The 17,158-nt window shown below is 43.6% G+C and carries 18 protein-coding genes; 13 read left to right on the forward strand and 5 right to left on the reverse strand.

Annotation, left to right across the window (positions count from 1 at the left end; translation table 11 throughout):
- The first annotated feature begins 11 nt into the window (after window positions 1-11).
- Both DH10bf12_RS07190 and fdhD read left to right on the forward strand, forming a co-directional pair.
- The gene (locus tag DH10bf12_RS07190) at window positions 12-1,286 is read left to right on the forward strand and encodes an L-lactate MFS transporter (protein WP_471737834.1); all 1,275 of its coding nucleotides are present in this window, start codon (window positions 12-14) and stop codon (window positions 1,284-1,286) included.
- 58 nt (window positions 1,287-1,344) lie between these two features.
- Complete coding sequence (gene fdhD, locus DH10bf12_RS07195) at window positions 1,345-2,157, forward strand: formate dehydrogenase accessory sulfurtransferase FdhD (RefSeq protein ID WP_471737835.1); 813 nt, start codon at window positions 1,345-1,347, stop codon at window positions 2,155-2,157.
- A 225-nt stretch (window positions 2,158-2,382) separates the two neighbouring features.
- On the opposite strand, the gene DH10bf12_RS07200 is transcribed toward fdhD, so the two are convergent.
- Together DH10bf12_RS07200 and DH10bf12_RS07205 are read right to left on the reverse strand one after the other, a co-directional pair.
- Complete coding sequence (locus DH10bf12_RS07200) at window positions 2,383-2,769, reverse strand: sporulation protein (RefSeq protein ID WP_471737836.1); 387 nt, start codon at window positions 2,767-2,769, stop codon at window positions 2,383-2,385.
- 47 nt (window positions 2,770-2,816) lie between these two features.
- Window positions 2,817-4,034, reverse strand: coding sequence for an MFS transporter (locus DH10bf12_RS07205; RefSeq protein ID WP_471737837.1), 1,218 nt, complete (start codon window positions 4,032-4,034; stop codon window positions 2,817-2,819).
- Window positions 4,035-4,181: 147 nt separating this feature from the next.
- Here DH10bf12_RS07205 and DH10bf12_RS07210 point away from each other — a divergent pair, with 147 nt between their 5' ends.
- The 8 genes from DH10bf12_RS07210 to asnB all read left to right on the forward strand — a co-directional run bounded on the left by DH10bf12_RS07210 (window position 4,182) and on the right by asnB (window position 11,798).
- The gene (locus DH10bf12_RS07210; protein WP_471737838.1) at window positions 4,182-4,994 is read left to right on the forward strand and encodes an STAS domain-containing protein; all 813 of its coding nucleotides are present in this window, start codon (window positions 4,182-4,184) and stop codon (window positions 4,992-4,994) included.
- A gap of 328 nt (window positions 4,995-5,322) precedes the next feature.
- On the forward strand, window positions 5,323-5,586 hold the full coding sequence (locus tag DH10bf12_RS07215; RefSeq protein WP_471737839.1) for a metal-sensitive transcriptional regulator: 264 nt from the start codon (window positions 5,323-5,325) through the stop codon (window positions 5,584-5,586).
- A gap of 57 nt (window positions 5,587-5,643) precedes the next feature.
- Window positions 5,644-6,120, forward strand: a complete 477-nt coding sequence (locus DH10bf12_RS07220) for a DsrE/DsrF/DrsH-like family protein (protein ID WP_471737840.1) — start codon at window positions 5,644-5,646, stop codon at window positions 6,118-6,120.
- 30 nt (window positions 6,121-6,150) lie between these two features.
- A complete protein-coding gene (locus tag DH10bf12_RS07225) occupies window positions 6,151-6,930 on the forward strand; it encodes a sulfite exporter TauE/SafE family protein (protein WP_471737841.1) in 780 nt (259 codons plus the stop codon).
- 467 nt (window positions 6,931-7,397) lie between these two features.
- Window positions 7,398-8,963 carry a ribosomal protection-like ABC-F family protein gene (gene abc-f / locus DH10bf12_RS07230; protein WP_471737842.1) on the forward strand — a complete coding sequence of 522 codons (1,566 nt, stop codon included), beginning with the start codon at window positions 7,398-7,400 and terminating at the stop codon, window positions 8,961-8,963.
- Between the two features lie 58 nt (window positions 8,964-9,021).
- Window positions 9,022-9,405: a DUF302 domain-containing protein gene (locus DH10bf12_RS07235; RefSeq protein WP_471737843.1), complete on the forward strand. Its 384-nt coding sequence runs from the start codon at window positions 9,022-9,024 to the stop codon at window positions 9,403-9,405.
- Window positions 9,406-9,468: 63 nt separating this feature from the next.
- Window positions 9,469-9,915: a GNAT family N-acetyltransferase gene (locus DH10bf12_RS07240; protein ID WP_471737844.1), complete on the forward strand. Its 447-nt coding sequence runs from the start codon at window positions 9,469-9,471 to the stop codon at window positions 9,913-9,915.
- Between the two features lie 47 nt (window positions 9,916-9,962).
- Window positions 9,963-11,798, forward strand: coding sequence for an asparagine synthase (glutamine-hydrolyzing) (asnB, locus tag DH10bf12_RS07245; protein WP_471737845.1), 1,836 nt, complete (start codon window positions 9,963-9,965; stop codon window positions 11,796-11,798).
- A gap of 313 nt (window positions 11,799-12,111) precedes the next feature.
- Here asnB and DH10bf12_RS07250 read toward each other — a convergent pair whose 3' ends face one another.
- Window positions 12,112-12,603, reverse strand: coding sequence for a GNAT family N-acetyltransferase (locus tag DH10bf12_RS07250; RefSeq protein ID WP_471737846.1), 492 nt, complete (start codon window positions 12,601-12,603; stop codon window positions 12,112-12,114).
- A gap of 124 nt (window positions 12,604-12,727) precedes the next feature.
- Here DH10bf12_RS07250 and DH10bf12_RS07255 point away from each other — a divergent pair, with 124 nt between their 5' ends.
- The 3 genes from DH10bf12_RS07255 to DH10bf12_RS07265 all read left to right on the forward strand — a co-directional run bounded on the left by DH10bf12_RS07255 (window position 12,728) and on the right by DH10bf12_RS07265 (window position 15,463).
- Window positions 12,728-13,093, forward strand: a complete 366-nt coding sequence (locus tag DH10bf12_RS07255) for a VOC family protein (protein ID WP_471737847.1) — start codon at window positions 12,728-12,730, stop codon at window positions 13,091-13,093.
- 114 nt (window positions 13,094-13,207) lie between these two features.
- A complete protein-coding gene (locus DH10bf12_RS07260) occupies window positions 13,208-14,722 on the forward strand; it encodes a UDP-N-acetylmuramoyl-L-alanyl-D-glutamate--2,6-diaminopimelate ligase (protein WP_471737848.1) in 1,515 nt (504 codons plus the stop codon).
- A 108-nt stretch (window positions 14,723-14,830) separates the two neighbouring features.
- Window positions 14,831-15,463 carry an HAD family hydrolase gene (locus DH10bf12_RS07265; protein WP_471737849.1) on the forward strand — a complete coding sequence of 211 codons (633 nt, stop codon included), beginning with the start codon at window positions 14,831-14,833 and terminating at the stop codon, window positions 15,461-15,463.
- A 321-nt stretch (window positions 15,464-15,784) separates the two neighbouring features.
- Here the strand turns inward: DH10bf12_RS07265 and DH10bf12_RS07270 are convergent, their stop codons facing one another.
- Together DH10bf12_RS07270 and nei are read right to left on the reverse strand one after the other, a co-directional pair.
- Window positions 15,785-16,324: a M15 family metallopeptidase gene (locus DH10bf12_RS07270; protein WP_471737850.1), complete on the reverse strand. Its 540-nt coding sequence runs from the start codon at window positions 16,322-16,324 to the stop codon at window positions 15,785-15,787.
- Window positions 16,321-17,154 (reverse strand): endonuclease VIII, encoded by an 834-nt coding sequence (gene nei, locus DH10bf12_RS07275; RefSeq protein ID WP_471737851.1) that lies wholly within the window; start codon window positions 17,152-17,154, stop codon window positions 16,321-16,323. Before nei ends, DH10bf12_RS07270 begins: the two co-directional genes overlap by 4 nt.
- Window positions 17,155-17,158: the final 4 nt, after the last annotated feature.

Raw genomic sequence — 17,158 nt, forward strand, 5'->3', positions numbered from 1 at the left:
GGGGAACAACAATGGCTGAAAAAAAGCTTAAAAACCGCTGGCTGATTGCTGCGTCAGCGGTAGGTATTCATATTTCAATCGGATCTGTTTATTCATGGAGTGTATTTTCCAACCCGCTAAATGAAAAGCATGGATGGGCAGCGAGTGATATCGCTCTAATCTTTAGTATTGCAATCTTATTTTTAGGTCTTTCAGCTGCTTTCATGGGGCACTTTGTTGAAAAGCATGGTCCAAGAAAATCAGGGATGATTGCAGCGATCAGTTTTGGGATCGGGATGATCGGTTCCGGGTTTGCAGATGGAATCGGAAACTTATACCTGCTGTATTTCTTTTATGGTGTACTTGGCGGTATTGGCCTTGGAATTGGTTATATTACGCCGGTTTCAACACTCGTTAAATGGTTCCCGGACAGAAGGGGACTTGCAACAGGTCTTGCCATCATGGGATTTGGTTTTGCATCAATGATCGCAAGCCCTGTAATGGAAGCATTAATCAATAACATCGGGATTTCGGGAACGTTTTACTTACTTGGAGCCATTTACTTTGTATTAATGTTCAGCTCTTCTCTCTATCTTGAAAAGCCGCCTGCGGATTATGTACCAAAGGGTATGACGCAGGAGGAAAAGAAAGAAAAGCAGGAAAACAAAGATACCGGAGACCTTGCTCAGCTGACAGCAAACGAAGCTGTTAAAACTGTTCGCTTTTGGGCGCTTTGGATCATGCTCTTTATCAATGTGACATGTGGTATTGCTATTATCTCGGTTGCTTCTCCAATGGCACAGTCAGTTGCAGGAATGACTGCGGGCGCTGCAGCAGTGATGGTCGGAATTATGGGTGTATTTAACGGACTGGGACGTCTAGGCTGGGCTTCCGCTTCAGATTATATCGGTCGTCCAAATACGTATACAGCATTTTTCGTCTTACAAATTGCAGCATTTGTTCTATTGCCAAACGTAACAAATGCGTTACTTTTCCAAATATTAATTTTCGTTATACTATCGTGCTACGGTGGAGGTTTTGCTTCCATACCTGCCTTTATTGGAGACCTTTTTGGTACAAAACAGCTCGGAGCAATCCATGGTTATATCTTAACAGCATGGGCAGCAGCCGGACTTGTTGGACCAAGCGTTGTAACGAGAATTGAGGAAGCAACGAACAGCTATGCACTAACCATGTATATCTTTACAGGGGCATTTGTTGTTGCCCTGATTGTATCTCTATTGATTCGTGTTAACATTAAGAAAGTACGTGAAGAACATACTGCACCGGCTGAAGCAACAAGCTGATGCTGAAAGTCCGGGCTGCCAAAGCCCGGACTTTTCTTACTTGAAAGGGGGAAGCCGGATGAGCGCTGATTCCGTGAAAAAAAGAAAGATTTTAAAAGTAACAGATGGGGAAGCATCATGGGTGGAAGATTCAATTGTCACTGAGCAGGTTCTGACGATCAAATTGAATGGAGAGGAATTTGTCACGGTAGTCTGTTCTCCTGAGTACATGGAGGATCTCGCTGTAGGGTACCTGACAGCAGAGGGTGTCATCCGTTCAGCAAAAGATATCAGCTCGGTCAGGCTGGATCCAAAAGGCGGATTTATTCATATAACAGCTGAACACCTTAATCCGCTCTATGGTTCATTACAAAATAAGCGATATATCACTTCATGTTGCGGGGGAAGTCGTCAGGGGTTTGTCTTTGCGAGTGATGCTATGACGGCGAAAACAATGACGGAGCAAAGTGTGAAGCTTCATCCCGATCAATGCTTCAAGCTGATGCAAAAGCTGCAGCATTCCGCTGACACCTTTAAAGAAACAGGTGGCGTGCATAATGCAGCATTGTGCACTGAAGACGATATTGTCCTGAGCAGGATGGATATCGGTCGTCATAACGCCCTTGATAAAATATACGGCCACTGCCTGCGTAACGATATTTCTGTTAAGAACAAAGTCATCGTCTTTAGCGGCAGACTATCTTCTGAAATCCTTCTTAAGGTTGCAAAGATAGGCTGTGAGATGGTGATCTCAAAATCTGCCCCAACCGAACGCGCACTGGATTTAGCCGAGGAACTAAATATGACCACCGTCGGATTTGTCAGAGGGAATTCTTTTAATGTGTATACATGTCCTGAGAGAATCCGTCTGAAAGAAGCGCCTGTGTATTAAAGAGATATGAAACAAAACAGTCCTATTTTATTAATGGGATATTATATCTATTTGAAAACTTAGTGCAGCGGAGCGTAAGGCGGCGACTCCGGGACGATAAGTTGGAAGCTGAGACCCCGCAGCCGAAGGCGAGGAGGCTCAGCAACAACCGTCCGGAAAGCGTCCGCCTGAAGCGCAGCGGAACGAGTGAAGGGTGAGACATTTATTGTCCCACCCTGTTTTACATTATTCAGCCTTTAATTCATCATGGTCAATATACTGTACCTGATCTTCAAAAATCAGTTTTGTTCTGAAGCGGTAGCGGCACTGATCACTTTTATCTTTTAAATGCTCAGGAATCGTATAAGAAAAAGGGATCTCCCTGAAAAAATCACGGTCAATTTCCTTAGACATATAAATCGTTGTTGCGATCTCAACAGGCTTTTCATTTAAATGTTTCGGGTCAAACGCCATCAGGTCACATTCAAGACGTGATACTTTCTTACGCTTCTTTGGCCCCTGTAAATAAAACGTACCCGTAATAAGAGAACCTGGAATCAGTACATCCTGATCTAATACTAGATCCACTTTTCCCTTACCCGGAGATAACATATTGGTCAGCTTCTTAAACATGGTGTCACATCCTTTGAATACTATACGAATGAGCGGCCTTACAGGTTTCACTTAATCATACCACCGGGTGTTACTGCAAGTTTTTCACTGTTTTGCAGTCTGATAAACCTGAGATAAAATACCCCGGTCATGATGAGTGAGAACAGTCCGAATACAATCACCATATAAGCAAGACCAATTAAATCAAGGAATAGCCCTGTCATCAAAAGGACAACCTGAAAGACGATCCGGTCAAGCATATTTCTGAACGAAAAGAACCTTCCGTGAAATTCTTTTGGGATTCTAGTCTGAAAGATCGTCGCAGCTGTCGGGAAAAAGCAGCCGACTGCAAAGCCGAATATAATAAATGCCAGAATCGTCAGGAACGGAATGTCAGCGAAAAATAAAATCAGCTGGGAAAATCCGATGACGAAAGAAAAAGTAAATAAGATGCTGTAAGGAGAAAAGGCTTCCCCGATCTTCTTGATCACAAATGCACCTGCCATAAATGCAATACCTTCTGCCGTATAAATCCAGCCCTTTATTGCTGAGCTGTCCTGAATTTCACTGATATTAATGACAACCAGATTGAATCCGCCGATAAATAACAGTGGCACGAGTGTTAAAATTAATGTCATCATGACAATGGGCAACCCTTTAATTACCGGGAAAACCTCTTTAAATCCGGCACTCCGCTTCCCTTCAGAAGGAAGCTGCGCCGGCTGATGCTCTTCAATGACAAGCAGCCAGGTTAATCCGAATAAAATGAGATAAGAAACGAGTGATAGAATATAAACATTTGATAAAGGAAGCTGGACGACCAGCACACCTGCGATTGCAGTACCCAGCACTCTGGATAATGTAGCAACATTCATATGAATACCGTTAAGCTGAAGCAGATCTCTCTCCTTCACTACAAGCGGCAATGCTGCCTGGAGTGCAGGGAAATAAAATGCTGCAGCAACCTGTATGAAAATTAAAAAGACAATCATCCAGATAATTGAATCCTGCTGGATGGCAATTAACATAAAAATCACACTGAATGCCCTGACAAATCCAGAAGCGAGCATGACTGTTTTTTTACGCAGCTGATCAATCAATCTTCCCGCAAGAGGGCCAATCAGGATACTTGCTAAGAGCCCCGCCCCCAGAATGAGGGATTTTACAAAATCAGATGGAACCTTTTCCTGCATAAACTCCAGATTTCCAATAATACCAAGCCACAAGCCAACCCCTGCAATAAACTCACCTGCAAGCAGGATCCAGACATTACGATTACGAAGCATAACGAACCTTCTTTCTGATCTTTACCTATGTGAAAAAGTATGGGGTAATTTATTTCGTTTGTCTATATAATAATTAGCATTTACTTTTCAGTTAAAATAAGAGAACATTATATGTAAAGATTCGACAACACCAGGGGGGAAGAGTATATGAAAGCTTATGATCAACTTGGTTCGTACATACTTGAAAAAAGGCACGAATTAGCATTAAAGCTTGATGGGGGAAGCCCTGACTTGTTACTGTCGAAAAATGATGAACAAAAATTGATTGGTCTTCAAAGCGACCTGATTTCTTATATCGGTACAGCGATCAAATATAATGATGCTTCCGGCCTTGAAGAACAGGTCATTGACTGGGCGAGAAAAACAGGAGAGTCGGCTGTTCAAAGAGGCATTGAGCTTGATGACGGTCTTAGTATTCTCTCGCAGCTGAGAATGCTCATATGGGAACTGATGTCAGAAAAGCAAGAAGAATTGAATTTTACAGCTGAGGAAGTTACAGCCATTAATTATAATATTGAGCCTGTGATCGATAAAGCCGGACGCGAATTCTGTATGGCTTACGTAGAAGATTATCGGCAGTATATGAAAAAAGCTCAAAGCAGCGTAATGGAATATTCAGTACCGGTCGTTGGATTAAATGATCATGTTGCAATTTTGCCACTGATCGGGGAACTTGATGATGACCGTGCAAAAATATTAAAGGAAGTCGCACTTCATAAATGCATTGAATTGCGTAATTCCATTTTAATTCTTGATTTGTCAGGTGTTCCAACAGTAGACACCATGGTGGCAAATGAACTGTCCCAGGTTATTGATTCACTCAAACTGATCGGAGTAAAAACAATACTGACCGGACTGCGCCCCGAAATTGCTCAGGCTGTCGTAGAAATTGGAATCAAATTCGAAGGCATGACGATACGTAAAAATTTAAAAACTGCGATAGAAGGATTGTCGATTTAATTTTTGAGAAATGATGAGACTCTAAAAAGTCTGAGGCGTGACGTCTCAGGCTTTTTTTGTTGTCCAGCTTCAGGCGCTAGCTCTTCGGGTCATAAGCCGCGCAGAAAGGTCACCCGTTTTCCGCTCCGCGTCTTATGCCTGTCAGAGCAGACCAGGCGCCTTTCGCATTTCGATTTAGCTTTTCGGAAGATCATGATTGTATTTGCACAGAGGAAATCAACAGTCAAATTTAATCAAAAAACTATAATCACACCTCTTGACTTTATACCCCAATGGGTATATTATGGGTCATGTAATCAATTATGAACAAGCAAGGGAGGTTCACTTCATGGATTACTCAAAACAGTCTATTCACCGGTTAAAAAGAGTAGAAGGTCAGCTTCGCGGCGTGCTTGCAATGATGGAAGAAGAAAAAGATTGTAAGGATGTTATCACACAGCTGTCAGCAATCCGTACAGCTATTGACCGGACAATTGGATTAGTTGTAAGTGAAAACCTGGTATCCTGCGTCAGAGAAGCGAGAGATGACGATGAGCGCGAACCGGATGACGTAATCAGGGAAGCGGTGAACCTGCTTGTGAAAAGCAGGTAATTTTTTTGAAAAATAATATACCCTATAGGGTAATTGATTTTAGGAGGATTTTTATTCATGGAAAAGAAAAGAACAACGATTGTCTTATTCAGCGGTGACTACGATAAAGCGATGGCTGCTTATATTATTGCAAACGGAGCAGCAGCTTACGATCACGAAGTAACGATTTTTCATACATTCTGGGGTCTGAATGCACTTCGTAAAGACGGAGACGTTGAGGTTCAAAAGAGCGGCATGGAAAAAATGTTTGGCAAAATGATGCCTAAAGGCGCAGATAAAATGGGTCTGTCAAGAATGAACTTTGGCGGTCTTGGACAAAAAATGATTAAAGGTGTTATGAAAAAGCACAATGCAATGGAGCTGCCTAACCTGATTGAAATGGCGCAGGAACAGGATGTAAAGCTTGTGGCATGTACAATGACCATGGATCTATTAGGTCTTCACAAAGAAGAGTTGCTTGAAGAAATTGAATATGCAGGCGTTGCAGCTTACCTGGCAGATGCAGAAGACGGTAATGTAAATCTGTTTATCTAATCCTAAAAGGACAGCCGGGAGGTGTAAGGTTTGAGTATTGAATTATTTATTGTATTATTTTTAATTGGATTTGTCGGGTCTTATATTTCCGGAATGCTTGGCATTGGCGGATCAATCATCAAATATCCAATGCTGCTTTATATTCCGCCATTATTTGGTCTTGCAGCTTTTTCTGCGCACGAGGTGGCAGGGATTTCTGCAGTTCAGGTGTTCTTCGCTACAATTGGTGGCGTGTGGGCCTATCGTAAAGGTGGATATCTGAACAAAACACTTATCACTTATATGGGAATCAGTGTACTGATTGGAAGTCTGATTGGCGGATTCGGCTCAGATTCGATGTCTGAAGCAACGATCAACACAGTGTATGGAGTACTCGCATTGATTGCAGCAGTGATGATGTTTGTACCTAAAAAGGGCCGGGAAGATACTCCATTTGATCAGATTACTTTTAACAAATGGCTTGCAGCAATTTTAGCATTTATCGTGGGTGTCAGTGCAGGGATTGTTGGTGCTGCTGGTGCGTTTTTACTTGTACCGATTATGCTGGTTGTACTGAAGATTCCAACGCGCGTGACGATTGCTTCTTCACTTGCAATCACGTTTATTGCATCAATCGGAACGACAATTGGTAAAGTGACAACAGGTCAGGTTGATTATGTGCCTGCACTTGTTATGGTTGTAGCCAGTCTGATCGCAGCGCCTCTTGGTGCAAAACTGGGTAAAAATATGAATACAAAAATACTGCAGATTCTGCTGGCGCTGATCATTTTAGCGACTGCCATCAAAATCTGGCTGGATATTTTACTGTAAAACGGTCTGGTGATCCTGGAATTTTATTTTCCGGGGGATCCGGATTTTTTTATTGTAATTGATGTAGATCAAATTACATGATTTCATGAACCACGCTGTTAATCTCAGGGACCACTGTTGAAATCTCCTGAACCCCAGCCATCCGTCACTACCCCAAAATCGCTTGACAGAAAATAACTGCTTCACATAAGATAAAGCTAACAAACAACGGAAGGGTGACCCGGGAGAATGTGGAACTAATTCTATTTTTGAAAACAAAGATGAATGCAGTGATAAAAGACAAACGCAACCAGTCTGTCTTCGTACTGATCATCCGTTTTCCAAATAGGATTAGGCATTTCTCATCGGGTTCATACGTATCGCGGCAGCTGCCGTGGTCTATTTGCGTACACCTATGCCTCCTATTCGGTAAACGGATAGGGGGCATTTTTTTGTCCCCGTCATGATGAAAAACAGGGGATGATTTTATGACAATACTTTGCAACGTCAAAGACGTCAGCTATTCAGTAAGAGAAAGAGAGCTTTTTCATATTAATGAACTTGAGATCAGGAAAGGAGACCGTATTGGATTAGTGGGGAAAAATGGATCAGGCAAATCGACACTTCTCCATCTAATCAGTGGAGAGCTTAAGCCGGACACAGGTGAGATTTTCAGAAATGGCCATATCACCTTGCTTCCACAGTTGAAAAATACGGATACATTTCAAAGCGGTGGAGAAGTAACGCAGGATTATATTAATCAGGCATTTGCAGAGGACCCTGAATTACTGCTTGCTGATGAACCAACTACAAACCTTGATGTGGAACACGTGCAGACGCTCGAGCAGCACTTGAAACGCTTCAAGGGATCGATGGTACTGGTCTCACATGACCGGACATTTCTGGACCTGCTTTGTACGAGGATCTGGGAAATCAGCGACGGCATCCTGAAGGAGTATAAAGGAAATTATCAGGATTATGCTGACCAGAAGCAGCTTGAAGTACGCCAGGCAGAAGCTGCGCATGAGCAGTATGAGCGGAAGAAAAAACAGCTGGAAGATGCGATCGAAGAAAAAGAGAAGCGGGCAAAACGAGCAACAAAAAAACCGACAGATGGAACAGCATCTGAACATAAAAATACGAAGCCTTACTTTGCAAAAAAACAGAAAAAGCTGAGACAGACTGCAAAAGCGCTTGAAACAAGGCTTGGACAGATGGAAAAAGTGGAACGTCCGAAAGAAGCGCCGCCGATTAAAATGACGCTGCCGAATGAATCTGATATGAAAGGCAGGCCCATTATCAGATTTGAAGAACAAACTGTGAAAGTCGGCAGCAAAACACTATTTGAACTGCAGCCCTTTTATCTGAAAGGTGGTCAGAAAACAGCGCTGATCGGCGGTAATGGAACAGGTAAGACGACGCTGATTAAATCGATTCTTGCAAGGCGTGAAGGGATCACAGTTTCACCGGCAGTTAAATTCGGTTACTTCAGTCAGAACCTTGATATTCTGAGTCCTGATAAAACCATTCTTGAAAATGTGATGGAGGATGCCATCCAGACAGAAGACATCGTCAGAACGATTCTTGCCCGTCTTCACTTTTACGGAGATGATGTCTTTAAGCCTGTTCACGTACTTTCAGGCGGAGAGCGGGTAAAGGTCGCGTTTGCCAAAATCTTTGTCAGTGATTTGAATGTACTAATCATGGATGAGCCGACCAATTTTCTTGATATTGATGCGGTGGAAGCGCTTGAAGGCCTGTTAAAGGAGTATCGGGGAACGGTGTTATTTATTTCCCATGACCGGAAAATGGTTGCAAAGCTAGCAGAGAGAGTGCTGGAAATTAAAAACGGAAAACTTACGGTTTTTGATGGGAACTTGCAGGCATACGCTCAGCATGAACCGAAAGAACAGAATGATACTGCAGATGAATTGTTAAAGGTAGAAACAAAAATGTCTGAAGTGTTAAGCCGTCTCAGTATAGAGCCGACTGAAGAGCTGGACCTTGAATTTCAGCAGCTGCTGCGTAAAAAACGTGCCCTTATTTCTGATTAATGGAATACTCATCAGGGTATTGTAGGGGTGTGACTTACATTCAGAAAGGGGACATATCATGTTTCATTACACAGTGGAAACAAAGCAGTCAGTTGAAGAAGCAATGACAACACTTGAGAACAATCTGAAAGAGGAACAATTCGGGGTTCTATGGCAGTTTGACATTAAAAATAAGCTGCAGGAAAAAGGGCTGGATTTTGACCAGACGTTCCATGTGCTTGAAGTGTGTAACCCGAAAGAAGCAAAGAATGTACTTGAAAAGAACCTGCTCGCAGGCTATTTTCTGCCATGTAAAATGGTCGTCTATGATGAAAATGGCACAACGAAAATAGGGATGCCAAAACCGACCTCCCTGATCCAGATGGTAGAGGATGAAGACATTAAAGCACTAGCAGCCGATATTGAAGAAAGACTGATCGGTTGTATGGATAAGAGTGTGTAATAACAGAACAAAGGGACGGCAGCGCTCTTTTGCGCTGCCTATTTTAATGGGGGAATGATAACAATGGTCTACCTTAAAAAAATCGATAAAGACAATTGGCTCCAGGCAATCAGTCTCAAAGTAAGAGAAGATCAGCAAACCTTTGTTGCATCCAATGCAGTGTCACTGGCACAGCTGAATTTTCTGTCCGACTGTTTTCACGCACAGGGCATCTACGCGGATAATGAGATGGTTGGATTCACGCTGTACGGCATTGATGAAGATGACAGTGAATACTGGATGTACAGAATGATGATCGATGCAAAACATCAGGGGAAGGGCTATGGCAAAGCAGCGATTGAGCGGGTCATTGAAGAGATCAGGCAGCATAAAGAAGAGCGTCATGCAACGCTTACGCTTTCTTATGAGCCTGAAAATACATTTGCCAGAGACCTGTATACAAAAATGGGCTTCAAAGAGGTGCCAGGCTTTATGGTTGATGGCGAGCAAGTAGCCCGCTACACGTTCTAATCCGTTTTTTAAGGGCATATAATGCCTGGTGAAAGGCGGTGGGGTTTATGTGTGGCATTACTGGCTGGATCAGCTGGAAACGTCCGCTGACAAGCGAATGGGAAACGATTGAAAAGATGGTCAGGACCCTTCACAAAAGAGGTCCTGATGCTTTTGGCATCAAATCCATGCATCATGCTTTATTCGGTCACACCCGGCTGACGGTAATTGATCCAGCAGGTGGGGCACAGCCGATGAATATTAGAACAGAGTCGGGAGAATACACATTAATTTACAACGGTGAGCTATACAACACAGATGAGATCAGAGATGAATTGAAAAGGAGGGGTCACTCGTTTTCAACGAGGTCTGATACGGAGGTTGTATTGAGATCTTATATTGAGTGGAGAGAGGGCTGTCCGGAACGCTTTAACGGTATATTTGCATTTGCGGTTTGGGATCACAAGCGTGAAGAGTGCTTTGGTGCACGTGACAGACTTGGGGTAAAGCCGTTTTTTTATGCGGAAAAAGAAGGAGAGCTGATCTTTGGCTCAGAATTGAAAGCCATCCTCGCACACCCTGATCAGCAGGCAGTGATCACACTTGAAGGGCTGCAGGAATTATTAAGTATGGGGCCATCCCGTAAACCTGGAAGTGGTGTCTTTAAAGGAATTGATGAACTCAGACCGGCTTATGCATTTAAATACACCAGGTCCGGCTTTAAAAAGTGGCGATATTGGAACGTGAAAAGTGAGAATCACCCGCACAACGAGCAGGAAACTGCTGTTTACTTACGTGATCTTTTTGAAGATACAGTCAGCAGGCAGCTTGTTTCTGATAAGCCGATCTGTACGTTTTTATCAGGCGGGGTAGATTCAAGTGCCATAAGCGCTGCAGCCACTCCGCAGTTAAGTGAAAAGCTTCATACCTGCTCGATCAGCTATGAGGAAAATGATCTGCATTACGAGCCGGATCTTTTTAAGCCAAGTGATGATGGGCCATGGATTCAAAAAATGTCAGCACATCTTTCTTCTATTCACCATGATCATATCATTTCCCAGGCGGAGCTTGCCGGCAGACTGAAGGATGCAGTGCATGCCCGTGATCTTCCGGGTATGGCAGATATTGATTCGTCCTTACTGTGGTTTTGCGAGCAGATCAAAAAGGACTTTACGGTTGCGCTCAGCGGGGAATGCGCAGACGAAATCTTTGGCGGGTACCCGTGGTTTCAGCAGGAAAAGCTTCTCACGCAGGAAGGTTTTCCATGGATCACTTCTGTAAAAGAAAGAGAGGCGTTCATGCTCCCGGTATGGCATAAGAAGCTTGAACTGGAGCAATACCTGCTCGAACAAAGCCGCGCCATCAGAACAGAAACACCACAGCTGGACGGGGAAACAGCACTCACACAGAAGCGCAGGGAAATGGCTTATCTGAACATGATCAGTTTTATGACCACGCTGCTCGACCGGAAAGACCGTATGAGTATGGCGGCCGGACTTGAAGTACGTGTTCCGTTCGCCGACCATAGAATTGTTGAATATGCCTGGAATATTCCGTGGCGTATGAAGCAGCTCGGTGGCCGGGAAAAAGGAATTCTGCGTAAAGCGCTCGAAGGCCTGTTACCTGACGAAGTACTCTACCGTAAAAAGAGCCCTTATCCAAAAACATATCACCCTGCTTATACAGAAGCAGTGAAGCAGTTGCTCAGGGATCGTATTGCCAAAAGCAGTTCTGTCCTGCCTGAACTGTTCGAGCGCAGTAAGCTGGAGGAGCTGATCCGGACAGACGGTGCTTCATTTAAGGTGCCTTGGTTTGGCCAGCTGATGAAAGGGCCTCAGCTGATCGCTTATCTCGTACAGCTTGATGAGTGGTTTGAGATGTATGGAGTGAAAATTGATGTATAAACATGTGAAAAGCGGAAGCCTGGTGCTTCCGCTTTTTTTGTTGAATCGAATAGGCGAAGCGATGGGCTGCACGTGTTGAATTAAGGTGAAAGGTGATGGAATACATTTGATTGATGATAGAATTATACGGATTTGTGCAGTAATTATCTGCTTCCGGTCGCACGTAGCGCGAATTCAGTTAAAAGGTGTCGCAATCATCACCGTATCCAATAGATAAAACTCAAAAGGTGATCGAATTAACCGGGCGACCCCCCTATGATGTCAGCTTCAGCTGCACCACCGATAAGCAGCCCAACTGATATTGCGCCAGACTTTATTTCAAAATCAGCTGATAAAAATGCACATCCTGCCATTCCCCGAACTTATATCCAACTTCTTTAAAATTCCCTACAAACTCAAAGCCGAATCGTTCGTGAAGGCGTACACTGACTTCGTTTCCACCTGTGATTCCGCTGATAATGGTATGAAACCCGCGTTTTTTCCCATCCTCAATTAACACATTCATCATTTTCTTTCCCAGTCCATTACCCTGAAAGCGTGGAGATAAGTAAATAGATAGCTCAACCGTGTCTTTATAAGCCTCTTTATCGCGAAATGGACTCAGGCTGCCATAGCCCGCAACTTCACCATCGATCTCTGCTGCAAAGAGCGGATAGCGGTCCTGGTAGCGGCTGAACCACTCTGTACGCTGCTCAATCGTGTGTGGATTCAAATCAAAGGTTGCGACGGTTTCAAGTACCGCCTGGTTGTAAATGTCGTTCATTGCCGGAATATCGGCTTCATTTGCTTTTCTGATGACTGTCATAATACCCTCCGAAAATTCACTTTTTTATCTATCTTAAAACACTTCACGGAAATTTAACAGAGAGGGAGGACAAACGAATTCCTGTAAGGAAGTGGTATTGGAAAAGCATAAAGGAGGAACACATATGAAAAACCCGATTCAGCCCAAAATTGGTGCAACATTTATTCCAGTAAAAGATGTCAAAGCAGCCCGTGACTGGTATTGCGGATTGCTGAGTATTGAACCGGCAGAAGACATCGTGAACGGACATCTCTACGTGCTCAGACTGCAGGATGGACACAATATTGTACTTGATCAGAAAATTTATCAAAAGCACCGCAAACACCGTGCTCCATTATTTCACTTTAATACAACTGATATTCAGGAAAGCTATACGTATGTACAGGACTTTGAAGCAGATAATATAGGGGAAATCGAATTTGGGGGTTTCTTTACGTTTGAAGATCCGGATGGAAATGTGCTCATGGTATGTGAGTGTGATAATAACTGACAACTAAAAGTTCACATTCAGCGTATTCAGAGAATTAATTATAAGCAAACATGCATTTTTTGTCGAAATTAGGGGAAAGGAAAAGGTATAATTGAAAGAGACAGGAGATGACACATGCTTATTCATTTAAATGAATTGATGTTTATAACTGCTTATTATAATGACCCGGTAAAGCAGGTTACACATATTAGTTACGATTCCAGGCAGGCGGTAAAGGACAGCGTTTTTTTCTGTCTGGAAGGTGAAAATACAAATGGTCACGATCATTGGGAAGAAGCTGTGACAAATGGCGCTTCTGTAGTGATTGGAACAGATGGAGAGCTGATAAAACGTGCAGCGGCACGCTATCCGGATTGCTCATTTGCAGTAGTTGCAGATGATCGTGAAGCGCTGGCTCAGTTTGCGATTCATTTTTATGGTCAGCCTGACCGTAAAATCAAAACGATTGGTGTGACAGGTACAAATGGAAAAACAACTGTTGCTGCATTTGTAAAATCACTGCTGACGCAATGCGGAATCAAGACCGGTTCGATTGGCACCAACGGCATTTTTGCGGCTCATGAAGAAATTATCTATAAAAAGAGCACACCCACCACACCCGAAGCATCAGATCTGCACGCTATTTTTAATGAGCTCATTAAAAGACAGGATGATGCAGTGGTCATGGAGGTTTCTTCAATCGCCATTGATCAGAAGAGAGTGGCGGGAATAGAATTTGATACAGCCATTCACACGAATATCTCCTCTGAGCACCTTGAATATCATAAAACCTTCGCAAACTACAAAGAAGCAAAAATGAAGCTGTTTGATCAGGCGCGTACAGCCGTTGTCAATATCGATGATGAAATGGGGAGGGATCTTGTCGAAAGGTTTAAAGGAGACCTGATCACCTGCAGTCTGGACCGTCATTCAGGAGCCGATCTGATTGCTGACAATTGCCACGTGTCTGAGGAAGGAACGATGTTTGAGCTGATCGTAAATGGTCAGTCTTATTTAGTGAATTCATCTGTCTACGGTAATTACAACGTGCACAATCTGCTGAGCGCAATCGGTACAGCGCTTCATCATGGGCTGCAGCTCGATCAGGTGATTCCTGTACTGAAAAGGATCGAAAATCCAAAGGGACGTTTCCAGGTGATCGAAGAATATGGCGGCCGTAAAATTATTATTGATTACGCCCACACCCCGGTAGCTTTAAACAGCTTACTGATCGAGGCGAAAAAGCTGCCGCATAACAAACTGATCGCGATGATCGCAGGAATTGGTATACGTGACTTTAATAAAATGCCTAAAATGGCTGAAACGACAGAAGGACAGGCTGACAGCATTGTTGTAACCGTTGATCACCCGGGTGAACATGATCCGAAAAAGGTAGTCAATCAGGTGATGACCGGCTTCAAAAACCCACACGATGAGTCAATAAACACCTCGTTAACGAGAAAAGAAGGTGTATTAAAAGCACTTTCCCTATCAGAAGAAGGTGATCTGATTTTGTTAACGAGCGGTTGTATTAATGGCGCTCAAATCGTAAAAGGTGAATATATTCCTCACTCGGATGAAGACATTATCCGTGATTATTTTAAACGATTGAAAAAAACAAAAGCTCCGGGAATGGAGCAGTGTAAATAATCAGATCAAATGAAATCGGAAAGTATTGTGAACATTCGCTCATTTTTTTCCTTCTCAGCAAAAGTATGTAATAATAATGATAAATGACTTAAACAGGAGGATAAAAATGTGGCGCTGATATTATTTGATCTTGATGGCACGATCATCGATTCAACAGACTATTTACTTCAGGCCCTGCATCTGGCAGTAGAAGATATGCCTCATATCCAGGAGCCGTCTAAAGAAACACTTCAGTCTGCTTACGGTCTGACTGGAAATGCTTTTTGGGCGAAAGTTGTGCCTGACGCTTCTCCTCAGGAAATTACGATCATCAGACGGAGGAGAAGCGAATTCCTTGATCAGCTGGTAAAGGGAAAAGACCTTTTATTCCCGGGCGTTAAAGAAACGCTGCAGCAGCTGAAAGAAGATGGACATACGCTATCGACAGCTTCAAACTGCGGTACGCACTACCTTGATATGGTCCTCGATTCGCAGGGTCTCAGACAATACTTTTCAGAACCGATTTGTCTGGGCACAATCCATGGGGAGAAAAAGGGTGACATCCTGGCTGTCCACTTTGAGAAGTTTGGAAAATCAGAAGCAGCCTATCTGGTAGGAGATCGTTATTCTGATATAGAAGCTGCAAAGGAACACAACATTCCTGTTATTTATTGTACATACGGATTTGGCACAGAAGAAGAAGCAGCTCAGGCGGATTACCGCATTAGCAGCATTGACGAAGTTCGTACAATTATCAGTTAAAAAAAGTGGTCACTCCTGATATGGAGTGACCACTTTTTTAGTTTGGTTATTGGTTAGAGGCGGGTGGATAGATGGCGCTGTGGTTTAGGTGTGATGCGGGTGTCTGGCCGGGATTGATGAGCTATTTACGGCACCTTTTTCGGTTTATCTATCACCAATTGGATTAATAACGTCACCTTTTTTATGATTCAGACGTCTGGCTGGATCGGCCCGATATATCGATCAGCTTTGTGATTATATCTATGGCCTTTCAGCATAATTCCGTCACCTTTTTACTTTTTCAAGCGCCATGACCATGTCGTCGCTCCAAGCGGTTCCTATTTAATAAACGACCGGTCCCTCATCTGGACGTTCCCCACGCTTCAACTCACGGATCGATAACCCAAACCGCATTTCGAAATGGGGATAGTCTTTAAATCCTCTGAAGTCACCGCCCCAGGTAAAGCCGAGCTCTTTCGCAATGTCAACTACTTCCATCCAGTCTGACTCACCGTTGCCGTTGCCGTCATACTCCAGATCCCAAATGACATCGTCCTCAGTCTGCAGGGCAAAATCAATAGCGAGACCGTAGTTATGATAAGACTCACCGCCTTGTGCATATGACACGATATTCCCTTCACGCGTTCTGCCCTGTGCGTATATTTCATCCTGCTCCTCAAAAGATCTGAATCCATCTGTAATAACAATCTGGATATTCTGTTCAGACGCTCTCTGAACCAGTTCATCGCTTTTTTCCTGAACAACCGGGTGTAATCCCTGAGGCAGGGGGCGGTTGCGTAATTCCGCGCGGTGCTCGAGTTCTTTATAGATCAGCCATCCGCCGACCGCTGCAATAAACAAAAATAAAATAAGTTTTTTCAATGCGTATCCTCAATCCTTTGACAGGTTGGACAATAATAGAGTCTTCTTGAAGCTGCAGTAATCTTTTCGATCGGGGTCCCATCAATCCGGCAGAACTGACCTGCACGGTTAAATACCCAGTGTCTGTACTGGGGGCGTTTTTTCCCTTCAGCTTTCAGACGGTTTGCAAGTTCAATGTCATTTGTAATCCCGCCTGTCTCATACGATTGAACAGTCAGCTGGATAATCGCTTCAGCCGCCGCTTGTATTTGCTCCTCTGAACAGTCTTTTGGGCGGAGAGAAGGATGTATCCCTGCCTTAAATAAAATTTCGCTGCGCAGATAATTGCCGTTACCTGCGACAAATCCCTGATCAAGTAAAAGGGCTGTCCATCTTCTGCCGCTGAATTTCTTACTGCTGATGCGTTCAACCAGCTGCTCAGGCGTCACTGAATCATTCAATACATCAGGCCCTGCACGCTGAATAAACGGATGCAGATGCACTTCCTCATCCCGCATCACTTCAATATCTGATGAACTGTATAGCAGCGCGGATTTCTTTTCGTTGTGTACGGAAAATCTGAGCTGTCTGTTCGTCTTTGGATAGTTGTAGGCGTTTCTGATCACCCATTTACCGTAAAGCTGATTGTGGCTGTAAACGGTATATCCGTTTGAAAAGCGGATCAGCATCGCTTTACCGACTGTATCTACTTTTAGTACGTCAGCCCCTGTGAAAAAATCTTCATAATCCTTCAAATGTTCAAAAGCAAAATGAACTTCCATGACTTTTCGATCTGTTAATGCTTTTTCAACCTGATCGGCTGCACGTCTGATTTCAGGACCTTCCGGCATAGTG

It is taken from the genome of Jeotgalibacillus sp. 10bf12, assembly GCF_055597105.1.